This window comes from Paenibacillus woosongensis, assembly GCF_030122845.1.
In the GTDB taxonomy this organism is placed as follows: Bacteria; Bacillota; Bacilli; order Paenibacillales; family Paenibacillaceae; genus Fontibacillus; species Fontibacillus woosongensis_A.
Map to the genome: position 1 here is coordinate 1698366 of NZ_CP126084.1, position 18031 is coordinate 1716396.

The following is an 18031-nucleotide window of genomic DNA, read 5'->3' on the forward strand; positions in this document are numbered from 1 at the left end:
ATATATATCATATGATACATATCAAGTGTTATATAAGAGGAGTGACAAGGAAATGCCGCCGCAAAAAAAATTCTCCAGAGAGGAAATTATCCAGGTCGCCTTTGAAATTGCTCGAGTGGAGGGGCTAGATCACATTACCATTAGAAAAGTAGCCAGCCGGCTCGGCAGCTCTATCGCCCCGATTTACGTTAACTTTGCAAACGTAGAGGAGCTGATCCAGGCTGTCATTGGAAAAATCTCTGAACTTAGCAGGGAAATATTGATGGACATGGATACGGGGAATCCGTTTCACGATATCGGCGCAGCCAGCTTGCGGTTTGCCAAGGAATACAGCGTATTGTTCAGGGATCTTGTCATGAAGCAGAACGATCACATGAAGGGTTACGATCAGGACATGGCTCCATTCCTCATGGAGCAGATGAAGGAGGATGCTGATTTAGCCGGTTTCGAGGATGAGGAATTGCGGCTTATTTTATTGAAAATGAGAATATTTCAGCTCGGTCTTTCGGTCATGATCGCAAACGGATTGCTTCCCGAATCCTTCAGCGAGGAGCAGGCTATAGCGCTGCTGGATCAGACTGCTGGCGATGTGATCGCGGGGGCACGCTTGCGGCAGCAAGGCTCGCTTTAGCTAAAGCGGGTGGTCATGTCACCGCATATTTTAAAAAAAGAGGAGGTTATGGGAGTAATGCGGGTATATTTCATGTTATTCGTTTTATTGTGTGGCACACTGCTTTTCGGTCCAGTTGTTCAAGCTGGCAATCAATCTCAGACAAGCAAAGCGAAATATGCAGACATTGAAGCTTTTATGGATCAAGAAATGAAAATACAGATGCAAAAGTTCAACATCCCGAATGCCGCGGTAGCCGTTGTCGCTAATGGGGAGGTTATCTTCAGCCATGGATATGGCTATGCCGATCGGGAGAAGGAGGTTCCCGTAAACCCGGAGCAAACGCTGTTTCGGATGGGATCAACCTCCAAGCTGCTGACTTGGACCGCCGTCATGCAGCTTGTCGAACAGGGGAAGCTTGACCTTGAAGCCGATATCAATACATACTTGGACTTTAAAATGCCGGACCGACTCTATGCACAATCAGCAAGGGAGCCTGCTGTCGCGCCGATTACCTTGACCCATCTTATGACTCATACCGCCGGGTTTGAGGACTATCCCGACAGGATTTTCAGGCTGGATGAGCAGCAAATGCTTCCGCTTGCAGATTATGTGCGTACTTATATGCCGCAGCGGGCATTTCCTCCTGGCGAGGTCGTAGCGTACTCCAATTATGGCACGGCATTGGCCGGCTATATTGTCGAGAGGGCAGCGGGCCAGTTATTCGAAGATTATGTGGAACAGCATATTTTTGCGCCGCTTGGGATGGAATACAGCAGCTTCCGCCAGCCGCTGCCGGAACGATTGCAGCCGCATATGGCTCGGGCGTATCGGCTTGCGCAAGGGGAATACGAAGAAGGCAGATTTGAATTCGTTCCTGGTCCGGCCGGCGGCATGAGCAGTTCGGCTGCCGACATGTCCAAATTTATGCTGGCTTATTTACCAGGCGAGAACGGGCAAGGAGGGCGCATACTTCATGAAGAAACGATCCGTTCCATGCGGAATCAGCAATTTACGCAGCATCCCTTGCTGTCCGGCACAGCGTTCGGATTTATGGAAGGAGTCTTTAATGGAGAGCGGACGCTTTTTCATGGCGGTAGTACAATGCTGTTCGATACGGGGCTGTATTTGGTTCCCGAGCGAAATCTCGGCCTGTTCGTTTCCTACAGCGGGGGCAGTTATTTGGCCCATCTCGGCTTGTTTCAAGCATTCATGGATCATTACTATCCTGCCCCTCCTGCAGATCATCCGCTGCCGCCTGAAGGGACGATTGAACGTTCCCGCCAATATGTCGGGGAATATCAGCAGAACAGGCGCAGCTTCACGACTTCTGAACGGTTTCTGAGCTTAACAATGGGACTGATTCAAGTACAGCTGGATAAAGAGGGATACCTGCTCGTCAGCCATGCAGGAGAAGTAAACCGTTTTGTGGAAATAGAACCTGGCGTTTACCTTAATTTAAGGGAGCAGCGAACACAGGATTATTATGGCGGCTTCCGCACGATCGTGTTCGGGGCTGACCCTTACGGCAATACGATGCTCATGTCCGACGGCCCGATGACGTATTCAAAGGCCCCTTGGTATGCGTCCAGTTCATTTACGTTTCTGACGATGATCGCTATTGTACTGTTTATCATCATCACTCTCATCGTCTGGAGTATTCGGGCAGTACTTCGGCTCTTAAGACGGTCTAAAGCCCGAACGCCATCTGCTAAGCTGGCGCGTGCCGCAGCAGGAGCCGCCATAGCGTTTGGCGTACTGACCCTGGCTATCCTGACCGGAGTGGCTATAAACGGCCAAATCGATCCTGTGTATGGCTTGCCGAAGGCAGCTTTTGGCATAATGCCTTCATGGAATTCGTTATTGGATGTACTTCCCTGGCTGCTGATGATCATTGGAATATCCATGCTTATATTTGCTGTTATCGTAGTGAGGAGAAAGTATTGGAGAATGTCCGGGCGCATCCATTACATTTTATTTACGACCGCGGCTTGGATGCTGTTATCGCTGTTCATGTATTGGCAGCTGATTTAGCGGCGGACGCTTGACCAAGGGATGCTAGACAAGATATGAAATGGTTAGAACATAAATATGATAGGCTTCGGCAAGAGGGGGCTAGGCGATGGGTGTAGATAATCAATATCTCGTTTTTCATGAATTCGGAAAGCCTGAAGACGTCCTGAGGGTCGAGCAAAGGCCCGTTACAGCTCCCGGACAGGGCGAGGTGCTGGTACGAATGATCGCACGGCCGATCAATCCTTCGGATCTTATTCCGATCCGGGGAGCGTATTCGCACCGGATATCGCTTCCCTGCATTCCCGGGTACGAAGGCGTCGGCATTGTGGAGGACGTGGGAAAGAATGTCACCCCGGAGCTGATCGGCAAGCGGGTGCTGCCGCTGCGGGGCGAAGGCACCTGGCAGCAACTTGTGAAGGCATCGGCGTCCTGGGCTGTTGTGATTCCCGATGCCGTCACGGATGATCAGGCAGCGCAGCTGTATATCAACCCGGTAACTGCCTGGCTTATTTGCCGGAATATACTGAGCTTGCGGCCGGGGTCCGTCCTTGTCGTCAATGCAAGCGGCTCTGCGCTCGGGCGGGTATTGGCCCAGTTGTGCACCTTCCTTGGAATAAGACTTATCGCTGTGACGAGAAATGATCATCATACGAAAGAGCTGCTTGAACTGGGCGCGGAATCTGTGATCAATACGGACGAGACTCCGCTAAAGCCGGCTGTCATGGAGCTGACCGGCGGCTTGGGGGCAGACGCTGCGGTGGATATGATCGGCGGCAGTCCTGGTACGGAGCTGGCTTGCTGTGTGCGTACAGATGGAATGTTCGTCACGGTGGGGCTTCTGTCGGGCGTGCCGCTGGATTGGGCTGAAATCAGGCGCAGCACGAATGCTTCAGCGACGATGTTTCATCTGCGGCAATGGAATCAGACGGTTAGCGCTCAAGTGTGGCAGGATACGTTCAGGGAGCTGATTTCCTTAATTCAGGCGAAGAAGCTGGCGCTGCAGCCGCCAGGGTCGCGCTTTGAGCTGCAGAAGGCAAGCGCAGCGGTGCGCGCCGCCGAAGCTTCCGGGAGGAATCCGGGGAAATACTTTCTTATGTAACACCACATAAAAAAACAGCAGCCAAGAGCTCTGCTCCGTGCTGCTGTTTTGTATTTGATTTTACAGCAAACCCCATAATGCCGGAACGTTTGCCGGTTCCCAGCCCGGCAGGGAAGTGTGGGCTTGGATGCAATAGTATGTTTTGCCCTCGTATGTTACTTGGTCGTTAGTCTTGTAGTTGACGTTTGGCGCCCAAGGAGCGATGGGGCTGCCGCCGTCTGCATCGGTCGTTGCTGTTACGGCAGCGCCATCCGATACATTGCCCGCGGCATCCCGGGCTTTGACCGTGAACGTATACGTCGTGTTCGGCGCAAGTTCGCTGATTGTGGCATTCGTACCGGATACGTTCAGCTCGTTCGAGCCGTAGCTGACCGTATAACCCGTAACGCCGACGTTATCGGTCGACGCGCTCCAGGATAGGGTAACGCTGTTCGATGTCTTTCCGGTGACCTGAAGATTCGCCGGTGCCGTTGGCGGTATCGTATCGCCGGAAGCCGGGTCCGTCGTGACGGATAATGGACTGCTAGGGGCGGAGACATGGCCTGCGGCATCCCGTGCTTTCACTGTGAACGTATACGTCGTGTTTGGTGCAAGTCCGCTGATTGTGGCGTTCGTACCGGATACGTTCAGCTCGTTCGAGCCGTAGCTGACCGTATAACCCGTAACGCCGACGTTATCGGTGGATGCGCTCCAGGATAGGGTAACGCTGCTCGATGTCTTTCCAGTGACCTGAAGATTCGCCGGTGCCGTTGGAGGCGTCGTATCAGAACCGTTGCCAGGACCGCCTGCGCCGATGGATAAATCGCTCGCCAGCTTGTTCAGGAGCGTCTTGTTCCGGTCGCCGCTGAACTCCCAGAACATGGCTCCGCCTAAGCCATTGCTCTTAATGAAGGCCGTTTTGTGGCCGAAGGACTCTACGTCGTCATAGGAAATATAAGTCCGGTTTGAAGGGTTATACAGGTACGGCACTTTAGCCGTATCGTTCCAATGCCGCGTATACCCGTTTTTATTGATATACTTCGCTTCCAGGTCGCTAAAATCGAAGATCCCCGACTCCCATGTTCCATTCGATACGCCGGAGCAGCTTTGATACTGTCCGTTGCTGCCGGAGCCGCAATTGGCCCAGCCGCGGCCGTAGAAGGGCATGCCCAGCACGATTTTGCTGGCTGGAACGCCCGCATTCAGATGGCCTTGTACGCCGGCAGCGGCATTAAATGTCGCTGCATCGGGCACTCCTGCGGCAGCAGCGGCAGGATCGTAGTACAGAGGAGCGTTATGCGCGCTAATGGTTTGCCAGCCGCCGTTGAAATCGTAGGTCATAATATTGATCCAGTCAACAACCGAGGCGATGCCAGCTAGCTCGGTATTTTGTACAAATGATGGACTAGCGCCCGAGGCGATCGTCAGCAGGTAGGTTTTGCCGTCTTGCGCGCCTGCCGCATCCAGTTTTTCGCGAATTTTTTGCAGCAGCAGCGTATAGTTCTGCTTATCCGCAGGTCGGACGCTATTGCCGGATAGTCCGCCGCTAACGGGGTATTCCCAGTCCAGATCCACGCCGTCAAATTGGTATTTGCGCAGGAAATCAACCGCCGAGTTGGCGAAGGTTTCGCGGGTTTGCGCGTTTGCCGCCACATCGGAGAAGCGGTTCGACCAGCTCCAGCCGCCGACGGATATAATCGTTTTCAGTCCGGGATTCTCCTGCTTCAGCTTGATCAGCTGGCCGATATTCCCTTTAATCGGTTTGTCCCAAGTATCGCCCGGGAAGGATTTCTGGGCATCGATCCAGGGATCGCCGAGTACGATCGTTCCGTTCGGAGCGCTGATCGTGCCGGCCTCGTCCTGACAGGACCATGTGACCGGGTTAGGTCCGGTAGGATCCGGGTTTCCGTGAATGCCGTTCCAGCAAATATCCGCGAACGCATAGTTGATATGCGTCACTTTGCTGGCATCGATGTCGGAGACGTTATAGTTTCTTCCATACGCCCCCCAGGATGGATAATATCCGATGATTTTGTAATCCGAAGCCGCCTCCGCTTTTTGCCCCCCGTAAGCTAATGAGGAAAACATAGATAGAGTCGTGACGACAGCCAGCAGCAGGATGCTGCTCTTTGAAAACCATTGTTTGCGTAGTGCCATTACTTAAATCCACCTCTTGTCCCATAGTTTTGTAGTGCATGAAGATTGCAGGCAAATCTAAGAATCTATCACCCCCTTCATGAGATAATCAGCGGGAAACCGGAAACAGAGAGTCGAACGGCCGTGATGGAGCGTTTTCAATACAAGGGATCGGAATACCGTATCTATCACCCTAAGCTACCTAATTATTGTAATTGATAGATAGATTTGTATGAAGGGGGAGGTTTATGTGATCCGGGGAGAAAAATCTGCCATCTGCGAATAAAATAAATGCTGCAAACCGGAGCATGCTGCTATGGGGAGAAAAGCTGCAATTCCAGGGAAACTTGTACGGAGCGGTGGGCCGCAACCAGCAATAAAGCGGGGATAGGCCAGGAGAAAGCGGGGTTAAAAAAAGCTCTGTTATGAATCATAACAGGGCTCCATGTTCGCGAAGAAGCTCTGCCACAAGGTGATTCCCTTGTTTGATGGCAAGAGACAGCGGGCTTTCGCCGTCCTTCGTCCGAGTATTGACGTCGGCGCTGTGCTCGATCAATAACTCAATGATCTCTCGATTATCCTCGTGAAAGGCTGCAGTATGCAGACAGGTATGGCCATTGCTGTCCAGCAGATCAGTTTTGGCATGGCGGGCAAGCAGAAGGCGGATGACCTCCAGATTTCTTGCCCCTGAGATGGCAGCATGCAGAGCCGTGTTCGAGGGGATATAAGAGATTTTGGAGCGAGAGACCGCGTTCACATCAGCGTTGTGATCGAGCAGCGCCCGCACTGCTTCCCTCTGGCCGAAATGCGCTGCATATCCTAGCGGGGTGAGACCGTCGCTGTTAGCCGTATTCGCCAAATGAGGATGATTTTTCATGAGCTCCTCCAACCGGGCTGCGTCGCCTGCCTGTGCAGCATCAAAAAATTCATGAATCATGGATGAATCCAAAGTCAATCTCCTCCTTTGCATAAATATGGAAGACTAGTGTTCTTTTATTATTTCAGAGAGCTGGCTTTAATGCAACAGGTCACCGGCAAGCGTGTTCTTCGTACTGCGCGCTGAAATGGTTTATTTTCATCGTTACTTTTTGCAGATGTTTCTGCATCGTTTGGATTTCGTTCTCGACGTTCTTCTTGTGCTCGATCAATATTTCGCAGCGCTGCTTCAGGGTGCCGCCGCCTTGCACGCTTAAATCGACGAATTCCTTGATCTGCTTAATGGGCATGCCCGTTTCCTTCAGACAGCAGATTAATCCGAGCCATTCCAAATCGTCGTCGGTAAAGCGGCGTATGCCGCCTTCACTCCGTTTCACGAACGGCAGCAGCCCCTCTTTTTCATAATAACGCAGCGTGTGACTAGGTAAATTGGTTTTTTCCGATACTTGTTTAATGGAGTAGATCATCGCCATCTTATTTCTCTCCCGAATATAATTTGGTGTGCAGCTCTTGACTTGAAGTTTACTTTAAGCTTTAAGATTCTATTGTACAATACAAGCCAATGATTCAAAAGGTCTAGACAAGGAGGATATGAATCATGAGAACGATGAAACTTGGAACCAGCAACCTGGAGGTACCGGTGATTGCTGTTGGCTGCATGCGCATCAATTCGCTGGAACAAGCCGAGGCGGAGAAATTTGTGCAGACGGCGCTCGAAGCAGGTGCGAATTTTTTTGACCATGCGGATATTTACGGCAGCGGCAAATGCGAGGAGATTTTTGCAGACGCGATCCATATGAATGACGATGTGCGCGAGAAAATCATTCTGCAGTCCAAATGCGGCATTCGCCAGGGCATGTTTGATTTTTCCAAAGAGCATATATTAAATTCGGTAGACGGTATTCTGAAAAGATTGAAAACCGATTATCTTGACGTGCTGCTGCTGCATCGTCCTGACGCCTTGGTGGAACCGGAGGAAGTAGCAGAGGCGTTCGACAAGCTGGAAAGCTCAGGCAAGGTGCGCCATTTCGGGGTCTCCAATCAAAATCCCATGCAGATCGAGCTGTTGAAGAAGCATGTGAAGCAGCCGCTAGTTGCGAATCAGCTGCAGCTGAGCATTACGAATGCAACGATGATTTCCAGCGGAATCAACGTGAACATGGAGAACGCTGCAGCGGTTAACCGTGACGGCAGTATTCTCGACTATTGCCGATTGCATGATATTACGATCCAGCCCTGGTCGCCGTTCCAATACGGCTTCTTTGAAGGGGTTTTCCTCGGCAACGAGAAATTCCCTGAGCTGAACCGCAAAATCGATGAAATCGCCGCCAAATACGAGGTTTCCAACACGACGATCGCGATTGCATGGCTTCTCCGTCATCCGGCCAAAATGCAGCCGGTAACCGGTACAATGAATCTGGAGAGAATTCTGGACTGCTGTAAAGCCGCTGACATCACGCTGACGCGTGAAGAGTGGTATGAAATTTACCGCGCTGCGGGGAATGTGCTTCCTTAAGCGGTGCGGCAAAGCGAAAGTATTTGTTTTGAGCAATAGCAAAGGGCTGTACCATAAGTCCCTAAAATAAAGGTTGGACGGAAAACATCGCGTGTTTCCGTTCAACTTTTTTACATTTCTGTTTTTGTTGGTTGCCGGCTAGGCAACTTAATATATCCAAGCCTAAACGGACACAGGGGACGCTATATGTGATATAACGAGGAATCTTGAGAGTTAACGGACCTGTGTTCCGCTATGGCTCCCCAAAACCTGTTAATTGCCGTCAATTTGGTTCAATAACGGAACCAGTGTCCGTAATATAGAGAAAAAGGGCCGATTTCAACAAATAGCGAATCTCCTGTCCGTTAGCGGGTGAGCAGTGTCCAGTATGATCTTTGCTCACAGACTGAAGACCTTCGCTGCTATTCACTGTTAGGACAGCTTCTCCCACTTCGCCCACATTTCCTGCGGATTCAGCTCATAAATATCGTTCTCCCTGAACATGAACTGGTGCATAATGAATTCCCGGCGGATCGTCGCAAAATCCTCGTGATAGTTCTTGATGAACGCATTGATTTCCGGTTCGCTGTACTTGCGGCCAAGCTCCAGCCGGGATACCAGATGCTCGAGTATGATCAGCTTCTTCTTTAGTTGGGCAGGAATGCTCTTCAACTTGCCCTCGGCGGTAAAAAAGTTCTTGATGACGGATTCCTTGATGCGCTGCTGCTGATCATCCAGCATATTTATTCCTCCTTCGGACGCCCGATAAATGAGGTTGGCGGTGGCGTCGGCGCTGTTTTTTAGAAAATAGTAGTTCAGCGAGAAAAAGATCGTATTCTTATCCCTGCGCTCGTTAATCAAGCTCGCCTCCCGCAGCTTTGCAGCATGGTGTGTAATGGTGGCCGGGGTTACGCCCAGCTTCTTGGCCAATTCCTGGCCATTTCGTTCACCGTCTCCGAGCAGGATCAATATTCGGATTCGAGTCGGATCGGCAAGCGCCTTATGGTAGGCCACGACCTTATCTAATTGCAATAGCAAGACACCTCCATCTGCGATTTAATGATTATCTAATTAGATATGCGTTAAATTAGATTTTAATGATACTTTAGGCCAATGTCAATTCATAAATCAAAGCGCCTGTAATTTAATTCTACATACATTAATCGTTAATACCGTCGGTTTTATCCTGGGAATTCGGGCCAGACGTTCGACTAAAGGGCGAGGGATGGCGATTGCCGGGATTACGCTGACAGCGCTGCCGTTTGTGCTGATGACGCTGTTCATTGGCGGAGCGATTATCTTGACTTTTCTTTTATTTAGGTAAAAGAAAAAAAGGGGGCCCGTCCATTAAAATGGATGGGGCATTTAGAAAAGGATAGAATCCGTTAGCGAGCTGCTAAGGACTCTATCCTTTTTTCGTCATATTAGTAAGCGATTCCGGCGCGTGCCCGGATATAGGTCTTATCCCTGATTTGCCGGTATACGAATTCTGCCTTATCCGCAACCGATATTTCCGATCCGCCTTCAGGCAGGAAATCACGTTCTACGCGGCCTGTTGCGCCTAATATGGAAATGTTCATAGGGAGCACACTTTTCAGGACAAGATTACTTCCAGGTCGTTACCGCCTCAACTGGCAGACGGTAGGAAGGGCGGCCTTCAGTGGCTGCCTTGCCGATGGAAATTAACATGATAGGAACATAGCGCTCTTTCTCTAGACCAAAGGCTTCGGCAATCCGCTGTTTATCATATCCGCCGATCGGATTCGTGTCGTAGCCATGGGCACGAGCAACGAGCATCAGCTGCATCGATACGAGACTGGCATCAATCAGCACAATGTCCCGCATATTCTGTTCGGGCAAATTTTCATACATCGGCTTGAAGGAAGCGACCAGCTTCTCTTTAACATCCTCGGGCATATAGCCAAGCTCTACCGATTTTCCATAGATCTCATCGGCATTTTCAATGCACTTCATGTCGCCGAATACGGCGATCACAGCTGCTGAGGTGTTGACCTGATTCGTATTGTACATCGCAAGTTCAGCCAACTTAGCTTTGCCCTCCGGCGTATCGATGACAACGAAGCGCCAAGGCTGCATATTGATCGAGGAAGGAGCGGTGGTCGCTTCCGCCAGAATTTCGGTCATCTCCTCGCGGCTGATTTTTACGGCAGGGTCATAGTTTTTTACAGAACGGCGTCCGAGGACGATTTCTTTAAAATCTTTAGCAGTAATTGTACTCATACAATTTCTCTCCTATCTCTTTAATATTTACTGATATTGCTTTGAATCCGCGTCAACATGCCGGTTAATGCACGGAGCTCCTCCGGGCTGAACCCCTGCAGCATTTGATCGACAAAACAACGTTTTTCCGCGCTGCAGCTCAGAATTTGCTCCCGGCCTTCATTGGTCAGGCTGACAAAGGTCTCCCGATGGTCGGAAGGGTTTCTCCGTCTGGCCACCATTCCCTGGGACTCCAGCTGCTTCAAATGACGGGTGATGGCCGCATTGTCGATATTGACCGATTTCTGCAGTGTGGACTGCGTCATCTCGTCCGTCTCAAACAATTGATGCAGCAGCTCATATCGAGACAAGCTCATATTGGTGTTGCGCTCAAACTTTGGGCCAAACTGATTGCAAAGTTCTCTTAGCAGAAATAAAACGCGTTCTTGATCCGAAACGGAGCAACTCATGTAATGACCTCCTAGGTGCTATAACCCATGGTCCTGCCTTGGTGTTGGATATACATGCTATCATTCATTGAGGGGTCAATGATTGACTCCTCAATGAATGTATTACAAAACAGCAAGAAATGCAATAGGATATTTTTTAGCGGATGATCCCTAATGCCCTTCCGTAGGTTAAAAGCTCTTTGTAAGGGTTGCCATCCAGGCCAAGAACCTGAGCGAATGCCGGTTCCGTCTTCATGCCTTGTTCTTTTAAGCGGATGACAGCTGCTCTGTAGTGGGGATTTTCAGTGAGAAGGTGGTGTTCCACAATCATATGAAGATAGGCGTTTTGCTGTTCTACCGGTTTCGCCTGCCCGAATAGTTCGAATTCAAAGCCCCCAAAGCGAAAGTTGGCCATAATCGTCGGAATATGACTAACGGTCAATTCGTGGAGGACAAATCCGGACAAATGGCCGTACAGAAGCTGGACCTCTTCTTTGAAAATATCAGGCTCATGAACTTCCATGATCATATCCAAATCCGAATGGCGTACATCAATGGAAATAGGGATCGTTCCGCATAAAACGGGATTGTATTTAGCCATATCGTTAATAATGCTCAGTTCATTTATGGCCTTATAGGCTTGACGCTGAACAGGGGTGCCAAACTGCAAATAGCTTATCGTCTTAAAGATGTGGAATTCCTACTTGCTTGAGATGAATGGAATGACAATTCTAGCCTCATTCTTCACAATAAAGAGTTCGTTGCCAAGATGTCACCGGTCCTGAATCTGGGTGCGCCGTCCTTAATGTTCTTCACGGCGAATCTCGATGAATTGCACAAAGACTTGATCAGTAAAAATATCAAGGTCGGAGAGATCGTAAATATGCCTAGCGGCCGAGTGTTCAACTTTGCGGATGATGAAGACAATGACTTTGCTGTCATGGAGAAGAGCAAGTGACCTGCTGTAGATGGACTGAGAAGTACATGGTGTCCATACGGCGGCGGCTTACAGCAGTGGAAGTGATCCGCCGCCGCATGCTTCAAAATGGCGAATTGTAGTAGGGGTAATGCATTTGCTCTTGAATTTCCCGGGCAATCTCTTTGCCCGTAAGTGATTCCACTAAGTATAACCCCAAGTCGATGGAAGCCGATACTCCGCCGCCTGTAAATATGTTTCCGTCCCTGATGAAACGTTCCTTCACGACTTCAGCGCAGTAAGGAGCCAACAGCTCGTAAGCGGAGGGATTGGTAGTTGCTCTTTTGCCTTCCAGAAACCCTGCTGCCCCTAAAATCAAAGCCCCCGTACAAACAGACACTTTATATTCTACCTCCCGCGCGGTTTGAATCCATGCAATAAACTCGGAATCATACCTAAGCTGCCTTGTGGAAAAGCCTCCAGGGATAAAGATTAAATCATACCCCGACAGGTCTGGGGATACATGTTCAATTTTGAGGGTTAATCCCCGGTCATCTGTGATCTCTTCTTTGCTGGCACAAAAATCCCATTGCACATTGTCCATGGCGTTTAGAATTCTCATTCGGGTTACAGCATCATAGAAGCCAACCAAATCAAGCGAAGTCATCTGGTCAAACAAAATGAAAGCCATTTTCATAAATCAACACCTGACCTTTCGCATGAAATAAAAAAAAGCATCTGGTCACTAAACCAAATACTTTGCCCAGGCGTACGGCTAATATGAACATATGTGCTCCCTCGTGGTTATCCACGTTCACGCCAGTCACACATACATTTATTACCTACTACATTTATATCAAGTATTCCTGTATTTTACAATTGTTTTTGCTTCAACTTCGATGATCCCGAAAAAATACACCATCGCCTAATGTACAGCATATGTTAAGTCAGAATACTGTGGAAGGGTGGTTGGAACATGTATTACACGAATTATTACCGAAAGGATACCGGACTAGTTGCAGACATTGCACGAGCAATTAATGGAGAATACTCCGCTATTGCATGTTATGAGCAGCTGGCAGGGATGGCTCCGAATGAGGAGGAACGGAACAAAATTCTGGAGATCCGTAATGATGAGATTAGGCATTTTCAAACCTTCTCCCAGATATATACTTCGTTAACGGGCAGGCAGCCTACACCTCACGTTAATGAAAAATGCCCCTCAGAATATACTGCCGGACTCCACTTTGCATTCAAAGACGAACAAAACACGGTGGATTTTTACTTGGATATCGCAGACAAAACTACTGATCCCAATATTAAAGAGCGCTTCAAACGCGCATCGGCCGATGAACAAAATCATGCGGTATGGTTTCTTTACTTCATTACATCAGGATATAAACCGCGTTGATGAGGCGCGGTCTTTTTTTTGTGAATATCAAAGTTATATGATTGTCCAATCATTCTCTCTATCTCTTACATATCTTGAAGTATCAAAAAAAAGGAGTTGATATTTTTGGTACGTATTCTTGATAAAGCAGCCGTACAGCCGCGTCGCAGATTCAACCCGGCTAAAGCGTTTACGATTCGGCGTTCCCCGGCAAAATCGGGCATAGCAGCGATTGCAATTCGGATTCCAGTAAATTCTCAACCAAACCGGGTAGATTTGGTCGTATCCGTTGGTGTCAGAGGAGTTATAGGCATTGGGCAGATTCGGTTTAGAATTTTCCGCGATGGAAAAGAAATTTACAACACACAGCAAGGTATCGAATCTGCGGGCTCAGAACAAAATTATGTAGTTACCTTCCAGGCTGAAGATAGAAATGTAAGAGCGGGGACCCATAGTTACACAGTCACAGCAGAAAACCTTACTGCAAAAACAAGAGTGGATGTTGTAGGACCTATATCGTTTAGCGGGTTAGCTGTTAAAACCAGGAACTAACGGTGGTAGTTCTTGTTTTCAACATAAAGCGACTGGCATTGAACAGTCTCCTTATCCTTAAGGGCATAATACAAGCGAGGGACATTTGTCCCTCGCTTCGTCAATACATCTCCGATTAATTTTCAATTCCTGTAATATTCAAATTTTCAAGGACAATAATCCCTAAAGGCGGTACGCGGCACACCTTAATATTTGCACGGTTAGTTTATTTGGTCATAAATGTTAGGTTTTAGATGGCATTGTCGCATATTCTGCTTGGTGCAGCCCATTAATCGTAACGATTACAATTTATATTGACATAAAATTCAAAACATAGTATATTCGCTATTGCGTAAATAGTAATTATTACGATTTATAAAAAACAGGTAAAGGAGAGATTATTTTATGAAATTTGGATTTATCAAATCTATAGCTGTGTTCTTCTTAGTAGTTGCGCTGCTTACTGCTTGTCAAGAAACAGGTGCTCTAATCGAAGAGGCATCTACATCTTCTGAGTTAGTAGAAGGTACCCGTCAAAATCACGATAGCCATGGTCATAACCATGAGCACAACCATGACCACGACCATAATAATCATCATGACGATGAGAAGCTAAAAGAAATATATGCAGGAAAATTTGAAGACAAGGAAATTAGTGACCGGGAACTGTCCGACTGGGAAGGGGATTGGCAATCGGTATATCCATACTTGCTGGATGGGAGCTTAGATGCGGTCTTACATAAAAAAGTTGAAACAAACCAAGATAAATCCTTTGAAGAATATAAGGAATATTATTCAATTGGGTATGAGACAGAGGTTGAACGCATCGTCATTCAGGACAACACGATAACCTTTTATAAAAATGGAGAAGGAAAAACCGGAGAATATAAATATCATGGATATGAAATATTGACTTATGATTCTGGAAACAGAGGCGTTCGCTATTTATTTGACCTTGCCGGGGAAGCAGACGGCTTGCCGGCACATGTCCAATTCAGCGACCATAGCATTTATCCGACAAAGGCAGAGCATTATCATATGTATTTCGGGGATGCGAACCATGAGACGTTGTTGAAGCAGTTATCAAATTGGCCGACCTACTATCCGTCAAATTTAAGCGGAGAGGAAATCGCGAATGAAATGATTGCGCATTAAACCGACGGGCTGCGTAAGGATGGAGGGGCGGGCGTGATCACCCGGCCGATGTTTTCATATTCAGTTTTTCCAAGGTTTCTGCCGCGCCGGTATTGTTTTTCCATCAGCCTTTCGATATGAAAATAAATGAGCAATATGGAATAAATATATTGTTCTCCATTTTGGAACATACCGCTTCAGTGTCTGTTCAAGATTTACACCCTTAGCGAGCCGCGGAATCCCCTTGCGGCATAGTAGGATTCTGCTCCATTGTGGTATATAAAGACCGTGTCGTAGCGACGATCGCCAAAGAGGGCTCCCCCGAGTTTTCTAATGCTGGCAGGTGTTATTATCCAGCTTGATGTTTTCATATCGAAATTTCCAAGCCTCTGCAGCTCCCGGTATTGTTCTTCCGTCAACAGCTCAATACCCATGGCAGCTGCCATCCCCACAGCGCTATTTTCTGGTTTGTGTTGTTTCCTTGACTCCAGCGCCTCATGGTCATAGCAGACACTTCTGCGGCCCTTTGGACTTTCCGCGGAACAATCATAAAAAATATATTCGCCCGTCTTATTGTCAAAACCGACGACATCCGGTTCGCCCCCGGTATGTTCCATCTCGTGGAGCGACCACAGTTTTTCTATATTAGCCTCCAACTTTGCTTGTACATTAGCCCATTCTAGACCTTTATGGCGGTCTATGTTTTTGTCAAAACGGGCTTTCAATGTGTTGAGTAGTACTTCGCGTTGCTCTGGTGATAGCTCTTTGTTATTGCTGATTTCACTGCTTTTTGTCATGTTCGTTTCTCCTTTTCTATTTTGTCTAACTGAACTTATTATAGACATATGATGCAGTCCAAAACGCAAGCAGCACCCAAACAAGGATGAACAAGGTAGCTGTAAACCCGTTGCTCTCCTGAGAATGTATTCGATATTTCGAATATAATAAGCCAAATTACGGTTAAACGGTTGAATATATATGAAATTTCATATACATTTACAGATTTTCTCTCCCTGAGCGAGTTTATATATGAATATTCGACTAGAATGAGCTGGACAATAGACGACTACTGTCCAGTCCTCTTTACTACCGGTATTGCTAATACTGTTCTCTACAGACTAAAGCCTACCTTGATAAGGTCTCAACATTCTGTATCACTCTTTTACGAGCAATGCCACCGCTTCCACATGTGCCGTCTGCGGAAACATGTCCACAGGCTGCACCCATTCCAGCGAGTAGCCTCCGTCCAGCAGCTCTTTACAGTCCTTCGCCAAGGTCGAAGGATTGCAGGAAACGTATACGAAGCGCTTTGGCTTCGTGCGCAGCACCGCCTCAATAAAGCGCGGGTCAAGCCCGGTGCGAGGCGGGTCAGCGATGATGACGTCAGCCTTGAAGCCGGACTTCACCCAGCGGGGGAGCAGTTCCTCGGCATTACCCTCGTAGAAAGAGGTGTTGTCGCGTCCGTTGCGGGCCGCGTTTGCCTTGGCGTCCTCTACCGCTTCGGGAATCGACTCGATGCCGCGCACCTCGCTGGCGTAAGGGGCCAGCCACAGCCCGATTGTGCCCGTGCCGCAGTAGGCGTCCACGACGACTTCCTTGCCTGTGAGCGCGGCCGCCGTGCGAACCGATTCATACAGCTTGACCGTCTGCAGCGGGTTGAGCTGGAAGAAGGCACGAGGGGAGAGGGTGAATTCCAGATCACCTAGCGCTTCCTCGATGCTGTCCGCACCCCAGAGGATCGTCGTCTTGTTGCCGAACACAAGCGAGGTGTTCTTTGGATTGACGTTCAGTGCAATGCTGGTTAGCTCCGGCATGGCCAGCCGCAGTTCCTTCACAAGCTGATCCAGCCTCGGGATGCGGTCGTTCGCGGCTACCAGCGTCACCTGCAGCTGCCCGGACTGGAAGCCCCAGCGCACAACGATTGTCCGCACGATTCCCTGATTGCTCTTCTCCTGATAGACAGGAATACCCAGCCGCTGCAGGACGTTGCGCGTCTTGTCAACAGCTTCGTTCACCTTCGGATGCTGGATCGGACAGCCGGTAATGTCGATCAGCCTATGTGAATCCGCGGCATACAGTCCGGCGATGACGCCTTCCTCTTGCAGGCCAAGTTGAAGCTGGGCCTTGTTGCGGTAGCCCCAAGGGTGCTCCATGCCGAGAATCGGCTTCATGCGAAGCTCCGGTAATCCGGCATAGCGAGAGAACGCTTCGCGTACGATCTCTTCCTTGCCCTTTAGCTGGCCTGGATAAGAGATATGTTGGATTTGACAGCCGCCGCAAATACCGAATACCGGGCATGGCGCATCAGCTCGCTGAGGCGAACGTTTTTCGATTTTCACCATGTCTGCGTTGATGAACTTGTCCTGGACCCGGGTCACTTTGGCGTGAACAACTTCATCCGGCAAAGCTCCCGTGATAAAAGCCGCCTTGCGCCGGTAGTATCCGACGCCCTCGCCATTGATGCCCAGCCGTTTGATTGTGACGACGATTTGATCGCCGATGCGCAGCTCCTCGGCATGCTCGTGTCCAGAAAGGCGAGGCGCTTGCTGCTTGGCATCGCGTGGCGTATACGATTTGGCATCGCGCGACGCCTTTGGCTTTACATTGCGGGATTGGTGTGACTTTTCATTGCCGGTTGCGTGTTGTTTGGCAGCACCTGATCCATGAGGCTTGGCTTGGCGCGGTTTATGCGTCCGGGCGTTGTGAACATCCTGCTGTCTGTCAAGCGGTCCCTGCTGTCCTCTAGGCGAGGTCTTCTCCCCTGTACGTGCTTCGTTCTTCGTGTCGCGCGGTGCCTGATGCTGTGCGTTCCGGGAAGTTCCGGCCTTTGCATACCCGCCTGGGGCAGACTTGCTCCCGCTTGCGGCATGCTTGCTTTTTGCAGCGCTGTTGTTATTTTTATGTTGATTATGGGATCTTGACGATTCCTTCATGAGTAATTTAGCTCCATCCTTATGTGAATTGTACAAATCCAATATACCATGCTGAACGGACAACCACCACGCAGAGACGAAAAGCGCCGGAAACGTTCGGCTTTCCCGTAAAATTCCCGCAAATTGCAAAATCGTTTGCCCAACGCGTTCACTCCCGGTAAACTGGATAAGGAATACATGCAACAAA

General features: G+C 49.1%; 18 protein-coding genes, 1 pseudogene and 1 riboswitch. Of the genes and pseudogenes, 8 read left to right on the forward strand and 11 right to left on the reverse strand.

Annotated elements, in window-relative coordinates:
• Positions 1-52 precede the first annotated feature (52 nt).
• From QNH46_RS07460 to QNH46_RS07470, 3 genes are all read left to right on the forward strand, one after another.
• Positions 53-631, forward strand: a complete 579-nt coding sequence (locus QNH46_RS07460) for a TetR/AcrR family transcriptional regulator (RefSeq protein WP_283927551.1) — start codon at positions 53-55, stop codon at positions 629-631.
• A 201-nt stretch (positions 632-832) separates the two neighbouring features.
• A complete protein-coding gene (locus QNH46_RS07465; protein WP_283927552.1) occupies positions 833-2644 on the forward strand; it encodes a serine hydrolase domain-containing protein in 1812 nt (603 codons plus the stop codon).
• Positions 2645-2732: 88 nt separating this feature from the next.
• Positions 2733-3725, forward strand: a complete 993-nt coding sequence (locus QNH46_RS07470; protein WP_283927553.1) for a zinc-dependent alcohol dehydrogenase family protein — start codon at positions 2733-2735, stop codon at positions 3723-3725.
• 60 nt (positions 3726-3785) lie between these two features.
• On the opposite strand, the gene QNH46_RS07475 is transcribed toward QNH46_RS07470, so the two are convergent.
• The 3 genes from QNH46_RS07475 to QNH46_RS07485 form a co-directional block, all read right to left on the reverse strand.
• The gene (locus QNH46_RS07475; protein WP_430691891.1) at positions 3786-5861 is read right to left on the reverse strand and encodes a glycosyl hydrolase family 18 protein; all 2076 of its coding nucleotides are present in this window, start codon (positions 5859-5861) and stop codon (positions 3786-3788) included.
• A 409-nt stretch (positions 5862-6270) separates the two neighbouring features.
• Complete coding sequence (locus QNH46_RS07480) at positions 6271-6789, reverse strand: ankyrin repeat domain-containing protein (protein ID WP_347342962.1); 519 nt, start codon at positions 6787-6789, stop codon at positions 6271-6273.
• Between the two features lie 79 nt (positions 6790-6868).
• Entirely contained in the window at positions 6869-7249 is a 381-nt protein-coding gene (locus QNH46_RS07485; protein WP_283927555.1) for a MerR family transcriptional regulator, read from the reverse strand.
• A 125-nt stretch (positions 7250-7374) separates the two neighbouring features.
• Between QNH46_RS07485 and QNH46_RS07490 the strand changes: the two genes are divergently transcribed.
• Positions 7375-8292 carry an aldo/keto reductase gene (locus QNH46_RS07490; RefSeq protein ID WP_283927556.1) on the forward strand — a complete coding sequence of 306 codons (918 nt, stop codon included), beginning with the start codon at positions 7375-7377 and terminating at the stop codon, positions 8290-8292.
• 411 nt (positions 8293-8703) lie between these two features.
• Here the strand turns inward: QNH46_RS07490 and QNH46_RS07495 are convergent, their stop codons facing one another.
• From QNH46_RS07495 to QNH46_RS07515, 5 genes are all read right to left on the reverse strand, one after another.
• Positions 8704-9303 carry a DUF2087 domain-containing protein gene (locus QNH46_RS07495; protein ID WP_283927557.1) on the reverse strand — a complete coding sequence of 200 codons (600 nt, stop codon included), beginning with the start codon at positions 9301-9303 and terminating at the stop codon, positions 8704-8706.
• A gap of 392 nt (positions 9304-9695) precedes the next feature.
• Positions 9696-9851: an NAD(P)-dependent oxidoreductase gene (locus tag QNH46_RS07500; protein WP_283928553.1), complete on the reverse strand. Its 156-nt coding sequence runs from the start codon at positions 9849-9851 to the stop codon at positions 9696-9698.
• A gap of 25 nt (positions 9852-9876) precedes the next feature.
• Entirely contained in the window at positions 9877-10512 is a 636-nt protein-coding gene (locus tag QNH46_RS07505) for a nitroreductase family protein (RefSeq protein ID WP_213589113.1), read from the reverse strand.
• 20 nt (positions 10513-10532) lie between these two features.
• A complete protein-coding gene (locus tag QNH46_RS07510; RefSeq protein WP_283927558.1) occupies positions 10533-10961 on the reverse strand; it encodes a MarR family winged helix-turn-helix transcriptional regulator in 429 nt (142 codons plus the stop codon).
• A 136-nt stretch (positions 10962-11097) separates the two neighbouring features.
• Positions 11098-11631: a DUF4269 domain-containing protein gene (locus tag QNH46_RS07515; RefSeq protein WP_283928379.1), complete on the reverse strand. Its 534-nt coding sequence runs from the start codon at positions 11629-11631 to the stop codon at positions 11098-11100.
• 39 nt (positions 11632-11670) lie between these two features.
• On the opposite strand from QNH46_RS07515, the pseudogene QNH46_RS07520 reads away from it, so the two are divergent.
• Positions 11671-11898, forward strand: a pseudogene (locus QNH46_RS07520) (VOC family protein); the annotation flags it as partial.
• A gap of 82 nt (positions 11899-11980) precedes the next feature.
• Here the strand turns inward: QNH46_RS07520 and QNH46_RS07525 are convergent.
• Positions 11981-12553 carry a DJ-1/PfpI family protein gene (locus QNH46_RS07525; protein WP_283927559.1) on the reverse strand — a complete coding sequence of 191 codons (573 nt, stop codon included), beginning with the start codon at positions 12551-12553 and terminating at the stop codon, positions 11981-11983.
• Between the two features lie 57 nt (positions 12554-12610).
• Positions 12611-12693, reverse strand: a riboswitch (ZMP/ZTP riboswitch).
• A gap of 139 nt (positions 12694-12832) precedes the next feature.
• On the opposite strand from QNH46_RS07525, the gene QNH46_RS07530 reads away from it, so the two are divergent.
• The 3 genes from QNH46_RS07530 (at position 12833) to QNH46_RS07540 (ending at position 14932) form a co-directional block, all read left to right on the forward strand.
• Positions 12833-13267 carry a ferritin-like domain-containing protein gene (locus QNH46_RS07530; protein WP_283927560.1) on the forward strand — a complete coding sequence of 145 codons (435 nt, stop codon included), beginning with the start codon at positions 12833-12835 and terminating at the stop codon, positions 13265-13267.
• A gap of 105 nt (positions 13268-13372) precedes the next feature.
• Entirely contained in the window at positions 13373-13798 is a 426-nt protein-coding gene (locus QNH46_RS07535) for an exosporium protein C (RefSeq protein ID WP_283927561.1), read from the forward strand.
• A 384-nt stretch (positions 13799-14182) separates the two neighbouring features.
• Positions 14183-14932 carry a metal-binding protein ZinT gene (locus tag QNH46_RS07540; RefSeq protein ID WP_283927562.1) on the forward strand — a complete coding sequence of 250 codons (750 nt, stop codon included), beginning with the start codon at positions 14183-14185 and terminating at the stop codon, positions 14930-14932.
• A gap of 194 nt (positions 14933-15126) precedes the next feature.
• Here the strand turns inward: QNH46_RS07540 and QNH46_RS07545 are convergent, their stop codons facing one another.
• Both QNH46_RS07545 and rlmD read right to left on the reverse strand, forming a co-directional pair.
• Positions 15127-15708 carry a DUF4256 domain-containing protein gene (locus QNH46_RS07545; RefSeq protein WP_283927563.1) on the reverse strand — a complete coding sequence of 194 codons (582 nt, stop codon included), beginning with the start codon at positions 15706-15708 and terminating at the stop codon, positions 15127-15129.
• A 357-nt stretch (positions 15709-16065) separates the two neighbouring features.
• Positions 16066-17844, reverse strand: a complete 1779-nt coding sequence (rlmD, locus tag QNH46_RS07550) for a 23S rRNA (uracil(1939)-C(5))-methyltransferase RlmD (RefSeq protein ID WP_347342963.1) — start codon at positions 17842-17844, stop codon at positions 16066-16068.
• Between the last annotated feature and the right edge of the window lie 187 nt (positions 17845-18031).

Excerpts from the sequence above, each read along its gene's own strand:
- QNH46_RS07540 (WP_283927562.1), top strand. The coding sequence starts at position 14,183 with ATGAAATTTGGATTTATCAAATCTATAGCTGTGTTCTTCTTAGTAGTT.
- QNH46_RS07485 (WP_283927555.1), bottom strand. The coding sequence starts at position 7,249 with ATGGCGATGATCTACTCCATTAAACAAGTATCGGAAAAAACCAATTTA.
- QNH46_RS07510 (WP_283927558.1), bottom strand. The coding sequence starts at position 10,961 with ATGAGTTGCTCCGTTTCGGATCAAGAACGCGTTTTATTTCTGCTAAGA.
- QNH46_RS07500 (WP_283928553.1), bottom strand. The coding sequence starts at position 9,851 with ATGAACATTTCCATATTAGGCGCAACAGGCCGCGTAGAACGTGATTTC.
- QNH46_RS07525 (WP_283927559.1), bottom strand. The coding sequence starts at position 12,553 with ATGAAAATGGCTTTCATTTTGTTTGACCAGATGACTTCGCTTGATTTG.
- QNH46_RS07470 (WP_283927553.1), top strand. The coding sequence starts at position 2,733 with ATGGGTGTAGATAATCAATATCTCGTTTTTCATGAATTCGGAAAGCCT.
- QNH46_RS07530 (WP_283927560.1), top strand. The coding sequence starts at position 12,833 with ATGTATTACACGAATTATTACCGAAAGGATACCGGACTAGTTGCAGAC.
- QNH46_RS07460 (WP_283927551.1), top strand. The coding sequence starts at position 53 with ATGCCGCCGCAAAAAAAATTCTCCAGAGAGGAAATTATCCAGGTCGCC.
- QNH46_RS07490 (WP_283927556.1), top strand. The coding sequence starts at position 7,375 with ATGAGAACGATGAAACTTGGAACCAGCAACCTGGAGGTACCGGTGATT.
- QNH46_RS07465 (WP_283927552.1), top strand. The coding sequence starts at position 833 with ATGCAAAAGTTCAACATCCCGAATGCCGCGGTAGCCGTTGTCGCTAAT.
- QNH46_RS07475 (WP_430691891.1), bottom strand. The coding sequence starts at position 5,861 with ATGGCACTACGCAAACAATGGTTTTCAAAGAGCAGCATCCTGCTGCTG.
- QNH46_RS07545 (WP_283927563.1), bottom strand. The coding sequence starts at position 15,708 with ATGACAAAAAGCAGTGAAATCAGCAATAACAAAGAGCTATCACCAGAG.
- QNH46_RS07505 (WP_213589113.1), bottom strand. The coding sequence starts at position 10,512 with ATGAGTACAATTACTGCTAAAGATTTTAAAGAAATCGTCCTCGGACGC.
- rlmD (WP_347342963.1), bottom strand. The coding sequence starts at position 17,844 with ATGAAGGAATCGTCAAGATCCCATAATCAACATAAAAATAACAACAGC.